Here is a 16,725-nt window from a genome sequence, read left to right on the forward strand (position 1 = left end):
TCTGGGCGACGCGGATCACGTCATCTCTGAACTCCTTGGGGAACGGCTTGGGCATGATGACATCCTTCCAGGCCAGCCCTCTCGGCTAGCCATGTTTGATGTCACCTGTTCCTACATCAGACCCGACCTCGTGACTGTCGAGGAGCGGTGAGGTCAGGACTGGCTGGTCGCTCATCGCTGTTCCTGCCACTCGAGGTTCGTGATCTCGCGGATCGTGGCGTCCTGCTCGGCCCGCCGTGCGACGATCTGTTCTTCCACGAAGGCGAGGAAGTCCTCCGTCCGATTCGTGACGGGGCGCTCGGTCGTGTCGGGCGGGGTCCAGTCCTCGGCTTCACCGCCCGGCCACGCTGTGCTGCGGGTGGGGCGGTCGCGGTCGAGCCGGGTACCGGAGATCGTGACCCAGTCCCGCAGCCGCTCCCTGGCGATGGCGAAGTCGTAGTGCCAGGCGAGGGCCTGGTTGCCTTTGGCTTGCGGGTCGAAGCAGAATAGCCAGTGCTGCCGCAGCGCCGAAAGTTCCCAGAGCAACTCGGGATGCCGATGCCACATCGGGGGCACGACCTGGGCGGGCAGCCCATAGGTGTGGCGGAGCCAGTCGACCCAGGCGTTGAGGTCGAGGAGTTCCTGCTCGAGATCCTGCGGGGGCAGGGTGCGCCAGTTGATCGGTCTCGGGACCGCGCCGAGTGTCGCGGCGATGTCGTTGGCGTAGGCCTGCTTCGCGACCTGCCGAGCCTGCGCCTCGACCTCGGGCGGCAGCGCCGCATCCGTTACGTTCGGCTCGTCGCCGTCAATACTGGACGGGCTGGTATCGGTGTTCATCAGAGAGCTCCATCCACGAGGAGAAAGAGGAGTGCGCCGCTGGGCGGCGCCCCGAATCAGAGGGCGGGTGCGGCGGCCAGGAGGAGACACGGGCGCTGGCTGCCGCACCCGCGTCATCGGGCGACGGCTTCCCGCTGCTCCGGGTCGGCGCCCGCCGTCGCGGGGGCTTCGGGATCGAGCTGCGCTTCGCGTTCGGCGAGGGCCTGCTGCACCTGGTCACGGGTCGCCGTGTCTCGCTGCGCGGCGTCGCGTTCGGGGCGGCGGCGTTCGACGGTGTAGTCGGTGGTGTTATTGTCGTGCCCGATGCGGGAGGCGACGAACTGCTGCTTCTTTACGCCCTCGCTGTTGACGTAGTCGCGGGGTTCAACCACGGCGATGAAGTTGTCGCCCTTCTGGAACTTCGCGAAGGCGCGCTCTGCGGACTTGCGGAACATCACCAGGTCACCGAACTGCGGGGGCAGGTCCGTGAACGTGCCGTCGGGTTCGGGCTGAGACTTCGGCTCACCGATCCGGGCATAGAAGCGCGCATCGCCTCTGCTGGTGAACGTCAGCTCCGGGTCGGAGGCGATGAATCCCCAGAGCGGCTTCTTCTTCTGCGGCTGCTGCTCCTGGGTCTGTTCCTGCGGTTCTTCGGCCATCAGCTTTACTCCTCTGCTCGCGCCCCGGCACGGAGTATGTCGGGGTCACCAGACAGGTACGGACCCGGCCAGGACCTACGCGGTCTCCCCGTCTGGCTCCGGAGAGGCCACGGTCGTGGAGCCCTGCTGGAGGGCCTGTTCGACCTCGGCACGGTCGGCGCGGAGCTGCGTCGCGTCCGCGCGTGCGGTCCAGGGGCGGAGCTTGGTGATGATCGGACGGGCGGTGCGGAGCATCACGACGCCGGTGCCAAATGGCAAGGTTCGCAACACGTCCGGCGGGAGGATCGGCACCCTGCGGATCGATCGCTGATTCGAGTGCGACCCGTAGGCGTCGGTCGTGATCGAGTCGGTGGTCTCGTCCCGGTCGCCGATCAATGTCGCGAGATCCTGCAAGTCGCGGGAGTTGGAGGCCCCGCCAAGGATGATCTTCACGATCGAGGCGTCCCAGATCGCGTTCGCCTGGTTCTCGCCCCATTTTTCCCGCGCCTGCGCGAGAGACTGCAGCACCGGTAGCGACGTGATCCCCGTCCCTCCGCCTTCCGCCATCAACGTCGGCAGCGACGGAAGCGGGGCGAGGTTGCCGATCTCGTCTAGCGCGAGCAGCAGTGGCGGATCCAAGCGGGCGCCCGGTGAACGGGCGGCGATCTTGCGGGCGGTCTCGACGAGGTCTTCGATGAAGGCCGCCACCAGCGCCGACGATGCTCCAGCCCCGGCGCCGGTCGCGAGCAGATACAGCGTGCCGTTGTCGCGGAGGAACGCTTCTGGATCGAATTCCTCGCCGGGCGCGGGGGTGACCGCGTCGAGCACGCGGGGGTCTGCGAGCGCGGAGAACGCCAGCGAGACGCCCTGCCAGATCGAGTCTCTCGTGCGGGGGTCTGCCTGGACCATCGCGTCGAGGGAATCCGCCCACCCTTCGGCCGCGTCAGGATGCGAGGAGAGGATCCGCGCGGCGTCGGCTGCGAGCGTCGGGTTCAGCGCCCACTGGTACAGGGTCTTCGCATCGCGGCCGTCGAGCGCTGCGGCGTGGAGCAGCCCCTGGATCGCGGCCGTGGTTTTCCCTTCCCAGAAGCCGGCGTCCTGCACGCCACCAAACCCGGTTGCTGTCGCGAGGCCTTTGGCGCGGATCATCGCGGTCAGGGGGTCGTGGCAGCCGCGCACGGGCGACCAGCGCATCCCCGCGGGCAGGCCGGGAGCGAGCTGTTGCGGATCGAACACCGCGACCTTCCCCTTGCGTGCTCGTGCCTGCATCGTCGCGGTGAGATTGTCGGGCCTGGTCGACGTCGCGATCACCGCGCCTGGGGCGTCCAGGATCGCGTTCAGGGCCACGAAATAACCTTTCCCGGCACGCGGTGGCCCAATGAGGAGGATCGAATCCTCCACCGTCGCCCACACCTGCCCGCCTTTCCCGTGCCCGAGGAGATACCCGACCTCGTGCGGGGCGACCTTCCCGACGAGGGAGGGTCGCAGCGTGGCGGCCTTCTTGACGAGTGCTTTCGGGGAGGCGGCGCGGGCGATCTCCACCGCAGAGGCGGTGCCTGCCAGCCGGTGCGGATCCGTGGTCGCACGCGCCCGCAGGATCAGGCGCGCCACGACCCACCCGACCGCGACCACCGCGAGGAGGAAGATCGTGACGACGATCCAGTACAAGATCGGGCTCAGGCCCTCCGCTCCGAGCGCCGTCCCCGGATCGGTCGGGGTTGCGAGGACGCCAATGCCGGACGTCATCCCGCCTTCGGGCTCCGGCAGGCCCGTGAGGAACGCGGTGACGGAGCCCGCGAGTCGGAGTAGCAGCGCGAACGCGGCGGCCGCGACAAGCGCTCCGAGGGCGAGATTGATGAAGATGTCGTTGGCGGGTTTCGCCTGCACTGGCCCGGACATGACAACGCACCTGCTTCCTGCCCCGATACGGAGGGGTCAGGAAGCAGGTGCGGCAGCAGCCGGGCCGACGGCTAGGTGATGGACTGCACGGATGCGGTGCCGGAGATCCGCCCGAACAGCAGGACTTCGCCCGCGATCTGCGGCACCTCGCCACGGTCGAGGAGCGCTCGCACAGTCCCGGTGTGATCGGCGGAGGCGTGCCGGATGATCAGCGCGACCGCGACGTCCTCGCCCGCGATGAACCCCTCTCCGGTGAACTCCAGCAAGCTCGGCACAGGGGCCGCGTTCTGCGTGTTCTCGGCCGGTGCGAATGGCGAGCGCGGGGCGGGAGGCGTGAGGACGTCGGCATGGATGCTGCCATCCATCTCCCGCACTTCCACCCGCGTCGGCGAATCGAGGCGGGCGACGAGCTCCGTCACGGTCTGCGCGATCTGGTCGCGGCGGATCGGGGTCGCGGCGAGCTTGTTTCCGTTGACTGTCACGATCAGCGTGTCGGCGTTCACCGCCTCGAGCAGGATCTGCGGCAGCACCGGCGGCACCACTACCGCCTCGGGGCTGGGAGTCGAAGCGGTCGGTTTACGCGTGCGGGGTCGAAGGCTCATGTCTGCAAGGTGCGACCCGGACCCTCCGCTTCCCGGCCGCGGAACGTGATCTCGTCAGGGTCGAGGGCTTGCTCGCGTGCCAGCAGCGCGGAGGTGCCCTTCGCCCAGATCTCTGCCTCCTGCAGCAGCTCGGCGTAGTCACCTGGTGCGACTTCACCGCCCGAGATCGCCATCCAGGGCAAGTCGCCCGATATTCCTCTGACGCGCAGTTCGGAGACCCACGTCCATGAGGTCGGGACGCGGTCGGGGTCTTCCCAGTCGGTGTCGGCGTAGCGTTCCTCGATCGCGAAGCGATACATGTGGCTGTTCCAGGGCGTGAAGACGAAGTGCCCGGCGCCGAAGACCTCGGGGTCTTCCCATCCGAGGGCGATGTGCTCGGAGTAGCGTTCCGCGATCTCCTCCAGCCCGGTCGTGAGCGACTCCATCCGCTGGACGAGCTCGGCTTCCGAGTACGGTGGCCCCTGGTGCTCGGGGCCGGGGCTCGGTAGGCTCATGACACGTCTTCCGACCCGCCTGGACCGGCGTGTTTCCGCGGATTTTGGGCCTGCGTCATGCGCTGGGTCGTGTCGAAGGCTCGCAGCTCATCCGGGTGGAGTTGATGCTGCACGACGTAGCTGGATTCCTTGATCCGCCACAGCCCCTGCCCGGTGCCGAGGCTCGGGAGGAGTCTCTGTTCCGTGCCGGTCAAGCCGAGGGTCTTTCCGGTGGTGCCGACCTGGTCGGATTCCTGCCGGTAGATGATGCGAGATTCTGCATTCGCTAGGAGCGAGTTGGCGAGGGATCTCATGGCGGAGCCCTGGTCGCCGACGTTGTCGAGGTCGGTGAGCTTATGGAAGATGAGCAGGTTCGCGATTCCGTAGTGGCGGGCCAGTCTCCAGTGCGCGTCCATGCGTTTGAGGAGCGCGGGATGCGACATCAGCCTCCACGCCTCGTCGTAGACGACCCAGCGTTGTCCGCCGTTGGGATCCAACAGCGCCGATTCCATCCACGCCGAGGAACAGGTCATCAGCACCGAGATCAGCGTGGAGTTCTCCACCACCCGCGACAAATCCAGGGTGATCATCGGCAGCGTCGGATCAAAGGACACGGTCGAAGGTCCGTCGAACAATCCGGCGAGGTCTCCGGAGACGAGCCTGCGCAGCGCATGCCCGACCATGCGCCCATCTTCTGCGAGACGATCATCACCGCCTGTATCGGGGGCGAGGATGCGGTCGACGATCATCGGGAGGATCGGCACCGATGCGGTGGAGACGACCGACTGAAGGGCGATATCGATGACCGTGTGCTCCAGGGGCGTCAAGGATCGTTCGAGCACCGTCTCTGCGAGCGCCCCGATCAGATCGCGGCGACGGGAGGCGATGGTCGCCGCCCACTCGTTGTCGGAGATCCCGGCAGGACGGTACCCCTCGTCCAAGGGGTTCAACCGATTGCGGAGGCCGTGGCCGAGAACGATCGCTTTCCCGCCCACGGCTTCGGCGACCGCGGTGTGCTCGCCCTTCGGGTCACCGGGGACGTAAACGCGCCTCCCGAACGGGATCGACCTCGTGTACAGCGACTTCGCCAGCGACGACTTGCCCGAGCCGACGATGCCCGCCAGCACCAGGTTCGGGGCGGTGATGATGCCGCGCTCATAGAGCACCCAGGGGTCATAGACGAAGCTGCCTCCGGAGTACATGTCCTGCCCGACGAAGACGCCCTGAGAGCCGAGCCCACCCTCCGCGAGAAACGGATACGCCCCCTGGAGCGCCGCCGATGTGTCCTGGTGTGCGGGCACCCGGAACCCCCGATACGAACCGAGCGCCGCCGCTCCCGGCTCGCCTCCCCGCGGAAGATAGTTCGTGGAGCGTGCCTCCGCACGCTCGGCCTGAAGCTTCTGCCGAACTACTTGCCGCTGGTCGGCGTGCTCGCGGGCGATGACTTGGCGGGCGGCACGCTCACGGGCTTGGCGGGCGCGCCGCCCGGTCCCGTCCTCCACGAGCACCGTGGAGTAGAGCTTCTTCGAACGCTGGTGATCTCCCATGACCGGGGCCTTCCTGTCGCACAGCCGATACCACCGATCAGGTACGCCCGCGGTCAGATCCCGCGGCACAGCGGTAGCGCTGCCGCGACGAACGCCTGGGCCTGCTGCCCGACGAGGCGTCGCGTCTCGCACGACGCTTGGATCGCGGCCTGCTCGATCGCGGATACTGCCGCCTCGAGCTCATCCTCGGTCGTCGCGGAGACGGCGATGAGCCCGGTGTAGCGGAGGACGCCGTGTCCGCTGGTGAGGTCGGATTCCTGCTGGAGTACGTCTTGGTATTCGGCGGTCTGCTGCGCATCCTCGATCTGCCCGACCTTCTGCCGTTGCGCGGCGTCGGAGATGTACTCGGTTTTCTTCTTCCGGATGTCTCGTGCCGCCTGGTCCGAGCGCACCGGGTCGCACAGCAGCGTGAAGGCGCGGCGGATGCCACTGGAGAGCAGCACCGGGGCGAGGAATCCGGGGTAGACGAGCGAGCGCGGCCATTCGGAGATCCACAGCACCGCATGATGTGCGCTGTCGGAGCGGAGCCGGTCCCAGGTCTCCTCGACGGCGACGGGGCCGGCGGCGGCGAGCTCCTGTCCGATATCGCCGGCCCGTTCCAGGGTCGCGGCGATCGCGGGGTCGTAGGCGGAGCGCAGCATGATCGCGAGCTGTCCTGGCGTGTACCAGTCGGAGGGCTTCAGGTCGGCGGTGCGCAGCGCCGTGGTGAGGGTCTGCATCTCTTGTCGCAGCACCGCGGCAGCGCCCTTCATGCCGCCGCCTGCGGTGCGGATCGCGCGACCGGCTGCGCGCATGTCCAGGGAGAGGGAGATGGTGGAGATGTGCCGTTCTCCGGCGGGGCCTGCCCGGTCGATGAGCTCGCGGTAGGTTCTCGCGACCCAGGAGTCGTCGTCGTGGCCGTGCTCCGTCCACCACTGTGCGAGCCCGGACCCGGAGTCGGGGACGGTGCGCTCGAGCACCTGCAATCGGGCGATCCGGGTCGACCGGCATGCGGTGGAGAGGACTCTGCCCCAGGCGTGGACGCGGCGTTCCTGCTCGCCGGGGTCGAGGAGGATGAACGAGGGATGCGTGACCTCCAGCAGTGCGGTGAGGGTCTGCCCGTGCGGGTCGTGCACCATCACCGCGTCGGTCTCGGGATCCTGGTACTGGCGCAGCGGCGCCGCATCGCCGGGGAGCGCGAGCGTTCCTGCGGGGCGTGGCTTCACGACCCGCTTCCGATAGCGAGTCTGTCGCAGGGCTTGCCGGAGCAGCCAGTGGAGGGTGATGGGCACCCATTCGACGAGCTTCCTGCCGCCGACGGGCACCCAGGCGAGGCCGAGTGCGGTGCCCCAGATCGGTGCCGTATAGAGCGCGGCCGGGCCTCCCGCGTACAGGGAGGCGACGAACACGGCGACTGCGGCGCTGAGGGCGATCACCTGCGGGAGGGAGAGGCCGAGGATGATGCCGCGCCGGGTGAGTCTGGAAAACTTCACCGGGGACAGGTCGAACTCGGTCGTGGTGGAAGCGGTGGTCGCCATGAGGATGCTCCTGAACAGACGAAGAGACACGGTCGCCGATCAGGTACGCGCCCCAGAGCGCAGAAGCGGACGGTGATGCGTACCGGGCACGAGCCAGGTCGCTGGCTGACCCGTGCCGGGCATGTCGCACCACCGCCCGCATCGACGGCGGCCTCACCTCCTTTCTCTGCGTCCTCGACGGTCTGCTACTTCGGCCCGCCCGAGGGCGAAGGCGGCGGCTTCTTCGGCCCCTCCGGGGGCGGAGCTGCCGGCTTCGCAGGTGGCTGCGACGGCGCATTCGGGGTCGGTGGCACCGACCGATCCGGCGGAGGCGGAGGGTTCTGCCCGTCGCTTGCCGCTCCCGCGTGTGCGTCGGCGGAACGGCCGATCGCGGCACCGAGCTTCGGGCCGGCCTCGGCTGCGCCCTTGGCGACCTTCGCTCCGGCCACGGCCGCGATCCCGATCGGGCCTGCCGCAGCCCCGGCACCTGCGCCTCCGGCCGCCGCACCGCCGCCGGCAGCACCGGCTCCACTGCCCGCCGCGCCGCCACCTGCAGCGCCTCCGGCTCCGGCTCCGCCGCCACCGCCGCCGCCAGGAGGAGGCGGCGGAGGATTCCCTCCTCCTCCACCGCCACCAGGCGGGGGCGGGTTCCCGCCACCTCCGCCGTTGCTGCCTTTGTTGTCCTCGAGGACGCGCGGGGGCTCTTTCCCATCGGGCTTGCCGGGCATGGGCACCGGCCGGTTCATGGCCTGCTTGGACTCCTGCTCCGCGCTCATGACGTGGTACATGTCGAAGCCGACGAAGCTGATGAACTTATAGACCATGTATGGCGCGAACGCGGCGATGAACATCAACACGATGCCCGCGATCGGGTCCGCGATCGACGACAGGTCGAGGTCGATCGGGGCGTTGACCTGGTTGATCGCGACGAGGAACACGATCACGATCACGAGCTTCGAGAAGATCAGCGCGAGCACGAAGCTGGCCCACTTCCCGAACCATCCCTTCGTCGCATCCCACGAGGACCCCGATAGCGCGATCGGGGCCATCACGACGGCGACGAGGATGAGGGCTTTGCGCACTAGCAGGCTGAACCAGACGATCGCTGCCGCACAAATCGCGAGAAACGCCAGGAAAATGGTGATGATCGCTCCCGCCCCGGGCGCTGTGAGATTGATTGCGGTCAGGCCGGCGACCAGGACGCCGATCTTCCCGCCCATCTCCTCGAGGGTCGTTCCGGTGGCTTGGATGATCCCGACGCAGAGCTGATCGACCACCTCCAAGAGGGTGCCGGTGATGGTGATCACGAGGAACGAGCCGAGCACGCTCTTGGCGAGCCCGAGCGCCGCGCGAGACAGCGCTCCGGGGTCGCGGCGGATCAGCCCGGTGATCAGTTGCAGGCAGAAGAAGATCAGCATCAGGAAAATCGCGATCCCGAAGATCACGTTGTACACGCCGATGTAGCCGCCGCCGCTGATATCGACCAGGGTGGTGGAGTCGAACAGTGCCCAAACTCCCTGGAAGATCCACGACGCGGCTTGCCCGATGGCTTGCGCGAGCCAGTCGAACGGGGCCGAGATCAGCGTCGCGGCGGTCTCGCCGACCGTGTCGCAGACGTTCGAGATGATGGGGACGTCACACAGAGCCACGACACCCCTCCCTTCCTTCGAGGTGCCGGATTTTCAGGAGACGGTCTGGCCCACGGTCCAGAAAAAATTGATCAGCGTGACGCTCGCGCCGGTCACGATGGCCGCGCCGCAGGAGATCAGCACGCCGACCTTCCCGCGACTGGCGAGATGGGGATTTGAGGAATTGGATCCGAAACCCCAGACCACGGCGGACACGATGAGCGCGAGCACCGACAGGATCAGACCGATCGTCATCACGGCGCCGACGATGGTGCGCAGCGCCGCGATACCGGGCAGTCCCGAATCGTTCGGGCTGATGTCGATGTTCGCGGGCAGTGCCGCGGCGACGGTCGTGAGCGTGTCGAGGACAGCAAGCATGGTGGGCTCCTTCGCGGGCAGACGCCCCGTCCCCGGATGTGAGGAGGGGTCACCGCGACAGGTACGGACCCCGCCAGGCCGGTCAGAGCGTGTCGCCCAGGCGCAGCAAGAAGTTCATCCACGCCACCCCTGCTCCTGCCAGTGCCGCCGCTCCGAGTGCGACGAACACGCCGACCTTGCCTTTCTGTGCGGCCTGCGCGTTCCCGCTTGAGGAGGACACCGCCCAGACGGTGCCGGAGATGACGAGCATCAGCACGGCGACGATCAGCACGAAGGTGAGGAGCGCGCCGACGATCGAGATGAGTGTGGAACGGCCGCCGACGCCGCTGAGATCCGGGTAGACGTTCTCAGCGGCGACGAGGGCGAATCTGCTGGTGAGGAAGACAAGCGAATGCATATGGGACTCCTGACGCTGCGCGGGATCTGGCATCGCACAGGTACGGCCCCCGCACGGCGCCCGGTTCGGGGGTCAGGCGGCGCAGCCGGGTCCGCCGCCGGTCGGCGCGTCGATGCCTTCGACGCCGTGCTCGGCAAGCCAGGGTTCGGCGTCGATCGCGGGCTGGCCCGCGCCGCCTGGGTGAACTTGGAAGTGCAGGTGCGCGCCGGTGGAGTGGCCGCTGCTGCCGACATCGCCGATGTGCTGCCCGGCGGTGACACGATCACCTGCGGAGACTTGGATCCCGTGCGCCCACATGTGCACGTACATCGTTGCGACCTTCTTGCCGCGGATGGTGTGCTCGATCGTGATCTGCCCTGAGAAGCCATCCACCATGCCTGCGTAGACGACGCGCCCGTCTGCGAGCGCGAAGATCGGCGTCCCGTCGGGCGCTGCCCAGTCGGTGCCGGAGTGGAAGCTCGACTCCCCGGTGATCGGGTCGACGCGCGGCCCGAACCCTGATGTGCGGACGTAGGTGCCGGTGGGCAGCGGGAACACGAGCCGCGTCGTCTCGGGGATCGTCTCATCGCCCGGTGCGCCCTCGCCCGAGCCGCCGTCAGGCACTGTGAGGGCGTCGAGGATCGTGCGAGCGACGGGCTCGTAGTTCTGGTACCGATCCGGGTAGGCGCTGACCTCAACTGCCTGGGCCGCTTCGCCCTTGTCCATCTGCTGCCAGCCCGGAATATCCAAGAGCCCTCTCGGGCTCGGGAAGTTCGGGCCGTCCGGTCCGCCATAGAAGGCGCGCGCCTGGTAGGTGGTGTCCATGAGCTCGGCGACGGTGCCCCAGCCGGCCTGGGGCCGCATCTGGAAGAGGCCCAAACTGTCGTGATCGGAGGCATCGCCGTCATTGGGATAGTCGCCGCTCTCGGGATAGGTGCTGGTGTTCGCGAGCTGCCGGAGGGTGGACTCGGTGAGGGCGGCCATGAGCGCGACGAGAATCCCGTCCCGGCCGGCCCCTGCCGTGTTTCCTCCCACGGTGATGATCGTGCCGGCGTGGGTGAGCTGCTGCTTGTTCAGCATGAACCGGGTGCCGTCCTTCGTCGTCACTTCGAGTTCGTCGGGGATCGGGCCGAGCCGAATGCCGGTGGCGATGCAGTTCGCCTGGTGGATGACGGCGGGGTTCATCAGCACCCCGATGCTCAGCAGACCCAGCATCGGGGCGAGCAAGAGCGCGATGACGCCGACGGCGAGGAACTTCTTCATGCGCGCCTCCCGCTTATCGGAGGGGGTTGTCGAGCTGGGACAGGCGCAGCAGATGGCAGCGGTCGAATACTGGTTCGCAGGCGACGAACACGGTGAAGGAGACCGGGTGCGCGCTTTCGACCGGGTCGTCGTACCAGACGCCTTCCCGGTGCCTGGTGCCCTCGACGGTGTATGCGATCGTGCCCTCAGCGATCTGCCCGTCGGAGACGGCGACCGCTTCCTCCCACTGCGCGGGAACGGAGATCTGGTCGATCTCGAGGTGCTGGCGGGTGCGGTACTCGGCGAGATCTCGCCACGTCGACGCCGACGGTAGGTAGCCGTCGAGGTCGGTGATCAGGCCCGGTGTTTCGGTGCCGGAGGGGTCGGCGTCCTCGATCAGGACGCCGCGATGATCATTCGGGGTGAGGAGCGTGAACGTGTCCCAGTCGAACAGCGCCCGTGCGATGGCCCGCACATACTCCTGCGGGTCGTCCGTGCGCGGCAGCGGATCCAGCTTCGTCCCGTCGGGATTCTCGCCCGGCGTCTGCGGTGCGGTTGGCGTCGCCGGAGGCGTATCGCGATCGGTGCCGGATGGTGCGGGGCCGGTGAGGAGCCCGTAGATCCCGATCCCGGCAAGCAGCAGCAGGACCAGGCCGGTGGCGACGAGCGTAATGATGAGGCGGCGGCGGTGACGCGAACGATATTCGGTGTGCGGCGAGGACATGGCGGCGGGCCTTCCTGACGAGGGGCAACGGTCAGCCGATAGGTGCGTCCCCCGTTAGGGCGCCCGTGCGGTCAGCGCGTCATGCCCCGGCCGGGATCCGGCCGCTCGCCGGAAGGCCGTGGCTCGGCGGTGAGCTCGGCCTCCCGGTCGCGGAGGGCTTCGGCCAGCGGAGCCAGCTCGCTCGGGAGCGCGGCCCGTGACGGGTCGGGCTGCCAGGCGATGTGCCCGTTCTCGCCCTGCGCACGCATCACGAGGTCAACGACCTGGTCCAGGGACGCGGCCGCGATCCGCGCCCAGCCTCCGGCTTTCTCAGCGTGCTCCTGCCCGGCCTGCCGGTTCCCATTGTCGGTCGCGGCGTGGCCGCTATGCCGGTGATGCCACGACGCCAACTGCGACAGCGACTGCTGCACACTCGTCAGCGCGTAGTGCAGAGACCCGAGCACCTGGTACGTGTCGGCCGGGTGTTCGATATGACGGGTCGCGTACGCGAGGCCGCGGGCAGCTTCGCCGAGCTCGTCGGCATCCTGTTTCGGATCATGAAATGTTGGCATCAGCGGCCTCCTTCTCGCGCGCGGTACGGGCGGTGTCGAGGAAGACGCCGGCCTGGGTGATGCTCGTCTCGACGAGCTCCCACTGTTCCGCGTCCGCGTGCATCCCAAACACAGTGGGGTCGAAGCGGTCCCACCAGCCGTGTTCGCGACGGAGCAGGTCGACGAGCTTGCGGACCTGATGCTTCTCGCGCAGCAGCGGGTCGGCATCCTTCCATCCCTCGCGCGGGGCGGCAGCCGCCGCGTCCTTGCGGAGCTGCGTGAGACGCGCGATCGCACGATTCGCGTCTGCCAGTGCGTCCTTCGGATGCTCCTGCGCCCGCACCTGGGCGAGCTCGGACGCTGCCGCCTGCCGGATCGCATCCGGCTCGTCGGGATGAGCGGACCAACGCTCGAGCAACATGAGTGCTTGGAGGAGTTTCACGCGGAGGTAGCGGCCGTTCACTTTCCCGTCGGTGTTGAGCTCGAGCAGCGCCTCCGCTGCGGCCTGCCGCACCTCGGGATGTTCCTCGTCGGAGGCGGCGATCTGCTTCAGCTCGACGACCTGGTCGAGCTTGCCGTGCGAGTCCTGCCCAGTGACGGCTTTCGCCGCCTGCACCCGCGTCTTACGTCCCTCGCCCTTGGGCGCGGTCTGCGGTGGTGTCGAATCGACACCACCGTCACCTTCCGCCTCGTCGCCCGGCTCCTGACCGCCCTCATTCGTGCGGGCGTCGGCTCCGAACTGGGTGGCTTGCTGCTTGCGTGCGTTCTCCTCGGCGTAGAGCTTCTTCAGCTCGTCGTAGAGTTCGGCCTGCTCGAGCGGCTTCAACGCTTTGCGGAGGGTTTCCTCGTCGCGGATCGCGAGGACTTGGGAGAGTTTGTCGGACACGCCGTGTACGATCCAGACCGGGGTGACGCGGTAACCGAGCCGCCTCTGTGCGGCGAGCACGCGTCGGCCGGAGATCAGCGAATACTGCTCGGTGACCGCGGGCGGGTGGATGACACCGAAGCGTTCGATCGACGCGCACAGCTCGTCGAGATCCTCCTCGGCGTCGCGGCGGAAGCTGTACCCGATGCTGATCTCGTCGATCGCGTGCTCGAGCACGAGATGCCCGCGGCTCATGAGGCACCCCCGTCTCCTTCCGTGCCGGGCTGGGCGCTGCGCCGGGACGCGGTCACCAGGGCCTCGTCCCGCAACAGGTCGGTGACGTCGTCGCCGAGGAGCACGCGGGCGAACAGGCCGTACTGCCCGCTCTTACGTTTCCCGGTTTTCGTGCCGACGACCAGGCGCACCAGCGCCGCCCAGGTGTCGGCGGTGTAGCCCAGCCGATGCGCGATGTGCAGCTCCTTGGAGACGACCTCCACTGCGGCGCTGCGCGACGACAGGCCGGTGACGCGGTGAGCGATGTAGTCGACGGCCTGCTCGACGGGGCGGGGCGGCCAGTCGGTGAGGACGAGGAACACGCATGTCGCGCGGATCACCCGGTCCACCGAATGGTCTTCTCCGCCGTGCTGCACGAGGGAATGGGCGTGCGGGTGCACGTCGTAGAAGAACTCTTCGTAGTGCCCGGCCCGCATCGGCTCTTCCGCGGGACGCTTCGAGGGGCGGCGGGCCTTGTCTTGGCTGGTCATGTTCCGGTCGGCGTGTACCTCGGCGGCGATGCCGAGCGCCACCGCCCGCGTGATCACCGCCCACGGATCATTGGCGGCGAGGGTGGTCGGGGTGCGCATCGCGAGGAACGCTTCGTAGGCGGCATCGGCCGGATCCCGATGCCAGGCCTTCGCGATGGGCGTGTATTTCTGCGTGGCGTAGGCCATGAGCTCGGCTGCGACCGGGCTGGACGCCCATGCGTTGTGCTCGTTGAGCTCCGTGAGCAGGACGCGCAGGCCTTCACTTGTGGTGAAATCCGGTGCCTGGTCGTGGGACTCGTGGTGAGACTGGGGGTACATAGCGACTCCTGAGAAGAAAGATCCGTCGATGGAAGAGAGGTACGACCCCCATCCGGTCAATCGGCGCAGTCGACCGCGAACGGCAGCACAGCGCCGCGGTGCGCAGGCCGCACGAGACCGGCAGGCCCTCCCCTGGGAGGGTCTGTGCGCATCTCCCGCACGGGATGTCCGGTGCGTGATCGGTGCTTAGAGGGTCGGGGTGTTGTCCGGCACTCGGGCGGTGCCGGGCCACGAATGGGTCATCGGCTCACCCCCGTCCTCTCGGCCACGGGCCGCATGGCCCGACCCGAGGTCGTCGTCGCAGGCTCGAGGTCGTCCTGTCGCTGTGCGAGCCGCTCGTGGAGTTGGGCGCGGCCCTCACGGATCCCGTCGAGGGCGGCCTCGTGCAGCAGGGCATTCCACTGCGCGCCCCGATCGACGACCGCGCCACCGGCACGGGCAGCAAGATCGGTCGGCCGCACCCACTGCACCCCGGCACGCTGCGCCTCCGTCTCGGCGCCTGTGGTGACGGTGGGGTCTCCGTGGGTCGCGAACCTCGACGCTTTATCATCTTGCGTGCTGCGAGTCTCCGAGCTCGTCGCGGCACGCTCTGCCTCCGCCGTGGCACGGCGGGCGGCCTCGTCACGGGTCGCGGCGGCACGGATCGGGTCCGCTCTGGTGGGGTCAGTCATGATTGGCTCCGTCCTGTTGCTCATCAGGTGCGTTCAGCCATCGGCCCACCGTGGTCGGATGCACCCCTTCCTCGGCGGCGATCTGCCGCTTCGGGACGCCCTGCGCATGCAACGCGAGTGCCCGAGCCCGCGCCTGCTCCCGGTCACCGCGCCGGGGCGAGACCGTAGGCGCCTCCTCCGCTGACCGGTCTGTCGCGGCGGGTGTCGGCGGTGCGGTCTGGATCGCTCGCGGCGCGGGCGATTGCCCTGCCTCAGTTTCGGGACTGCTCTCGATCTCGGCGGTGCTCGAGGCTCCGTTCGATGAAGGGCCGTCGCGGAGCGGCTCGCCGGGCGGGGTGGCGTTGCGGGTGAGTTCGACGGTGAGATGCGTCATCGCCAGCAGCACCAGCGGCGGCACCGACGCGACCACGGCTGCGATCACGGCGGGCACCCGGATATCGGAAGCGACGACGGCGTGAGTGACGTTCGCTGCGACCGACACGCCGGCCCCGGCCGCGAGCAGCAGCCAGGCGAACCGCCTCGCGGCGGGAGCCGAGTTGCGGAGAGCGACGACACTGATCGTGGCCTCCAGAATCACGCCGTCGACGATCAACGGCCACACCCACGCCTGCCCCGACGGGATGCCGGACAAGACGGCAAGATCCATCAGGGTGGTGAAGGAGAGCCAGAACGCGCCCAGTGCCAGCAGGATCGTCCCCGTCACCGCGAGCACGATCACCAGCCTCGTCACTCCGGCCGCAGGCTCGCCCCGGCGCGGTGCGTGCTCGAAGGGGGCCGGGGCGTGCATGAGGGCTACCTGCCCATCCCCGTCAGATCGCTGGAGGCGCCCGTTCTCGATTCGGCCGGGTCGGGGGCGATGCTCGCGGTGCGGTGCGCCGACCGGATGGTCGCAGCGATCTCCCGTGCGTCCAGCGCGGTCGCGAGGGCGGCGGGCTCGAGCACGGCGTGCGTTTCCGCCTCGGTGAGGCCGGCCTCGACCAGGCGGCACGCGGCCCAGAACAGGCCAGCGTTCCGGTTCCCCTCGGGCAGCCGCGCGACCCAGGCCACGAGGCGCTCGGCTCCGGCCCCGCCACGAGCCGGAGCCGCGGTCGTGCTGGCCGGGGCCGGTGACGGGGTGAGGAACTCACGGATCGCGTCGGCGTCGATCGGGCGGGGACTGCGACCCGTCGCGATTAGCTCGTAGCGGCGTGGCCCGTGATCGGTGGTGACGATGGAGGGCGGGGCGATGATGTAGCCGCCGAGCCCTCGGAAATCCAGATGCGCCGTTCCGCGTGCCCAGGACCGTTGTTCACGGGCTGGATCGGTTGGGTAGTACAGATGGATGCCGCCCGCCGGGGAACGTACGGCCTGCGCCCATCCGCTGATCTGCCCGGAGCGGTGCAGGGTCCGCAGCAGCGGGAACCCGGTCCCGATGGCGTGCACGTCCACGTCCAGCACCTCAACTCCGCGGCCGGTAGCGATCCCGATGTTCGCCTCCGGAGTACGGCGCCACCACCGTCGAACCTGTCGCAGATCGGTAGTGGCGCGGTGGAAGCCACGCTTAATGAGCGGGTTCTTCTCGCCGGGCACGCACGGGAAAATCGGGATGCCCGCCTGCGCATACGCGACCGCGGCGTCCGCGAGCGTGCCGGGAAGTTTCGGGGGGATCGGCCGGCCGGTAGGGTCAAGACGAGACACCCGAATCACCCCCTTTCCGATGACGTCGCAGGAGCTCTGCGGCCCGCGTACGGCGTCTTCCAGAAGGTGCGGCAGCGGTGCTGCCGGGGCTTGGGGAGAGTC

Annotated in this window: 18 protein-coding genes; all 18 read right to left on the bottom strand. The window is 68.5% G+C overall.

Annotated features, from left to right (window positions below):
- Positions 1-171: 171 nt before the first annotated feature.
- Positions 172-816, bottom strand: a complete 645-nt coding sequence (locus ACUYV6_RS12020; RefSeq protein ID WP_010154801.1) for a hypothetical protein — start codon at positions 814-816, stop codon at positions 172-174.
- 113 nt (positions 817-929) lie between these two features.
- Complete coding sequence (locus tag ACUYV6_RS12025) at positions 930-1,454, bottom strand: single-stranded DNA-binding protein (protein WP_010154800.1); 525 nt, start codon at positions 1,452-1,454, stop codon at positions 930-932.
- A gap of 75 nt (positions 1,455-1,529) precedes the next feature.
- Positions 1,530-3,332, bottom strand: a complete 1,803-nt coding sequence (locus ACUYV6_RS12030) for a type IV secretory system conjugative DNA transfer family protein (protein ID WP_010154799.1) — start codon at positions 3,330-3,332, stop codon at positions 1,530-1,532.
- 71 nt (positions 3,333-3,403) lie between these two features.
- A complete protein-coding gene (locus ACUYV6_RS12035; RefSeq protein ID WP_074690048.1) occupies positions 3,404-3,934 on the bottom strand; it encodes a hypothetical protein in 531 nt (176 codons plus the stop codon).
- Positions 3,931-4,428 (bottom strand): hypothetical protein, encoded by a 498-nt coding sequence (locus tag ACUYV6_RS12040; RefSeq protein WP_143026014.1) that lies wholly within the window; start codon positions 4,426-4,428, stop codon positions 3,931-3,933. The genes ACUYV6_RS12035 and ACUYV6_RS12040 overlap by 4 nt, the downstream gene beginning before the upstream one ends.
- Entirely contained in the window at positions 4,425-5,954 is a 1,530-nt protein-coding gene (locus ACUYV6_RS12045) for an ATP-binding protein (RefSeq protein WP_010154796.1), read from the bottom strand. The genes ACUYV6_RS12040 and ACUYV6_RS12045 overlap by 4 nt, the downstream gene beginning before the upstream one ends.
- Before the next feature lie 53 nt (positions 5,955-6,007).
- On the bottom strand, positions 6,008-7,471 hold the full coding sequence (locus tag ACUYV6_RS12050) for an SCO6880 family protein (RefSeq protein ID WP_010154795.1): 1,464 nt from the start codon (positions 7,469-7,471) through the stop codon (positions 6,008-6,010).
- A 185-nt stretch (positions 7,472-7,656) separates the two neighbouring features.
- On the bottom strand, positions 7,657-9,099 hold the full coding sequence (locus ACUYV6_RS12055; RefSeq protein ID WP_010154794.1) for a hypothetical protein: 1,443 nt from the start codon (positions 9,097-9,099) through the stop codon (positions 7,657-7,659).
- Positions 9,100-9,132: 33 nt separating this feature from the next.
- Positions 9,133-9,456, bottom strand: coding sequence for a DUF6112 family protein (locus tag ACUYV6_RS12060; RefSeq protein WP_010154792.1), 324 nt, complete (start codon positions 9,454-9,456; stop codon positions 9,133-9,135).
- An 82-nt stretch (positions 9,457-9,538) separates the two neighbouring features.
- Complete coding sequence (locus tag ACUYV6_RS12065; protein WP_010154791.1) at positions 9,539-9,853, bottom strand: DUF6112 family protein; 315 nt, start codon at positions 9,851-9,853, stop codon at positions 9,539-9,541.
- A 72-nt stretch (positions 9,854-9,925) separates the two neighbouring features.
- A complete protein-coding gene (locus tag ACUYV6_RS12070) occupies positions 9,926-11,095 on the bottom strand; it encodes a M23 family metallopeptidase (protein ID WP_010154790.1) in 1,170 nt (389 codons plus the stop codon).
- Positions 11,096-11,108: 13 nt separating this feature from the next.
- Positions 11,109-11,798 (bottom strand): hypothetical protein, encoded by a 690-nt coding sequence (locus tag ACUYV6_RS12075; protein WP_449278921.1) that lies wholly within the window; start codon positions 11,796-11,798, stop codon positions 11,109-11,111.
- Between the two features lie 71 nt (positions 11,799-11,869).
- Positions 11,870-12,349 carry a hypothetical protein gene (locus ACUYV6_RS12080; protein WP_449278922.1) on the bottom strand — a complete coding sequence of 160 codons (480 nt, stop codon included), beginning with the start codon at positions 12,347-12,349 and terminating at the stop codon, positions 11,870-11,872.
- Positions 12,333-13,448 carry a ParB/RepB/Spo0J family partition protein gene (locus ACUYV6_RS12085; RefSeq protein WP_449278923.1) on the bottom strand — a complete coding sequence of 372 codons (1,116 nt, stop codon included), beginning with the start codon at positions 13,446-13,448 and terminating at the stop codon, positions 12,333-12,335. Before ACUYV6_RS12085 ends, ACUYV6_RS12080 begins: the two co-directional genes overlap by 17 nt.
- Positions 13,445-14,275, bottom strand: a complete 831-nt coding sequence (locus ACUYV6_RS12090) for a hypothetical protein (RefSeq protein ID WP_449278924.1) — start codon at positions 14,273-14,275, stop codon at positions 13,445-13,447. The genes ACUYV6_RS12085 and ACUYV6_RS12090 overlap by 4 nt, the downstream gene beginning before the upstream one ends.
- A gap of 239 nt (positions 14,276-14,514) precedes the next feature.
- The gene (locus ACUYV6_RS12095; RefSeq protein ID WP_010154785.1) at positions 14,515-14,946 is read right to left on the bottom strand and encodes a hypothetical protein; all 432 of its coding nucleotides are present in this window, start codon (positions 14,944-14,946) and stop codon (positions 14,515-14,517) included.
- Positions 14,939-15,733 carry a DUF2637 domain-containing protein gene (locus tag ACUYV6_RS12100; RefSeq protein WP_010154784.1) on the bottom strand — a complete coding sequence of 265 codons (795 nt, stop codon included), beginning with the start codon at positions 15,731-15,733 and terminating at the stop codon, positions 14,939-14,941. The genes ACUYV6_RS12095 and ACUYV6_RS12100 overlap by 8 nt, the downstream gene beginning before the upstream one ends.
- 5 nt (positions 15,734-15,738) lie before the next feature.
- Positions 15,739-16,623 carry a bifunctional DNA primase/polymerase gene (locus tag ACUYV6_RS12105; RefSeq protein WP_081473361.1) on the bottom strand — a complete coding sequence of 295 codons (885 nt, stop codon included), beginning with the start codon at positions 16,621-16,623 and terminating at the stop codon, positions 15,739-15,741.
- Between the last annotated feature and the right edge of the window lie 102 nt (positions 16,624-16,725).

This window comes from Leucobacter sp. GX24907 (genome assembly GCF_053567335.1).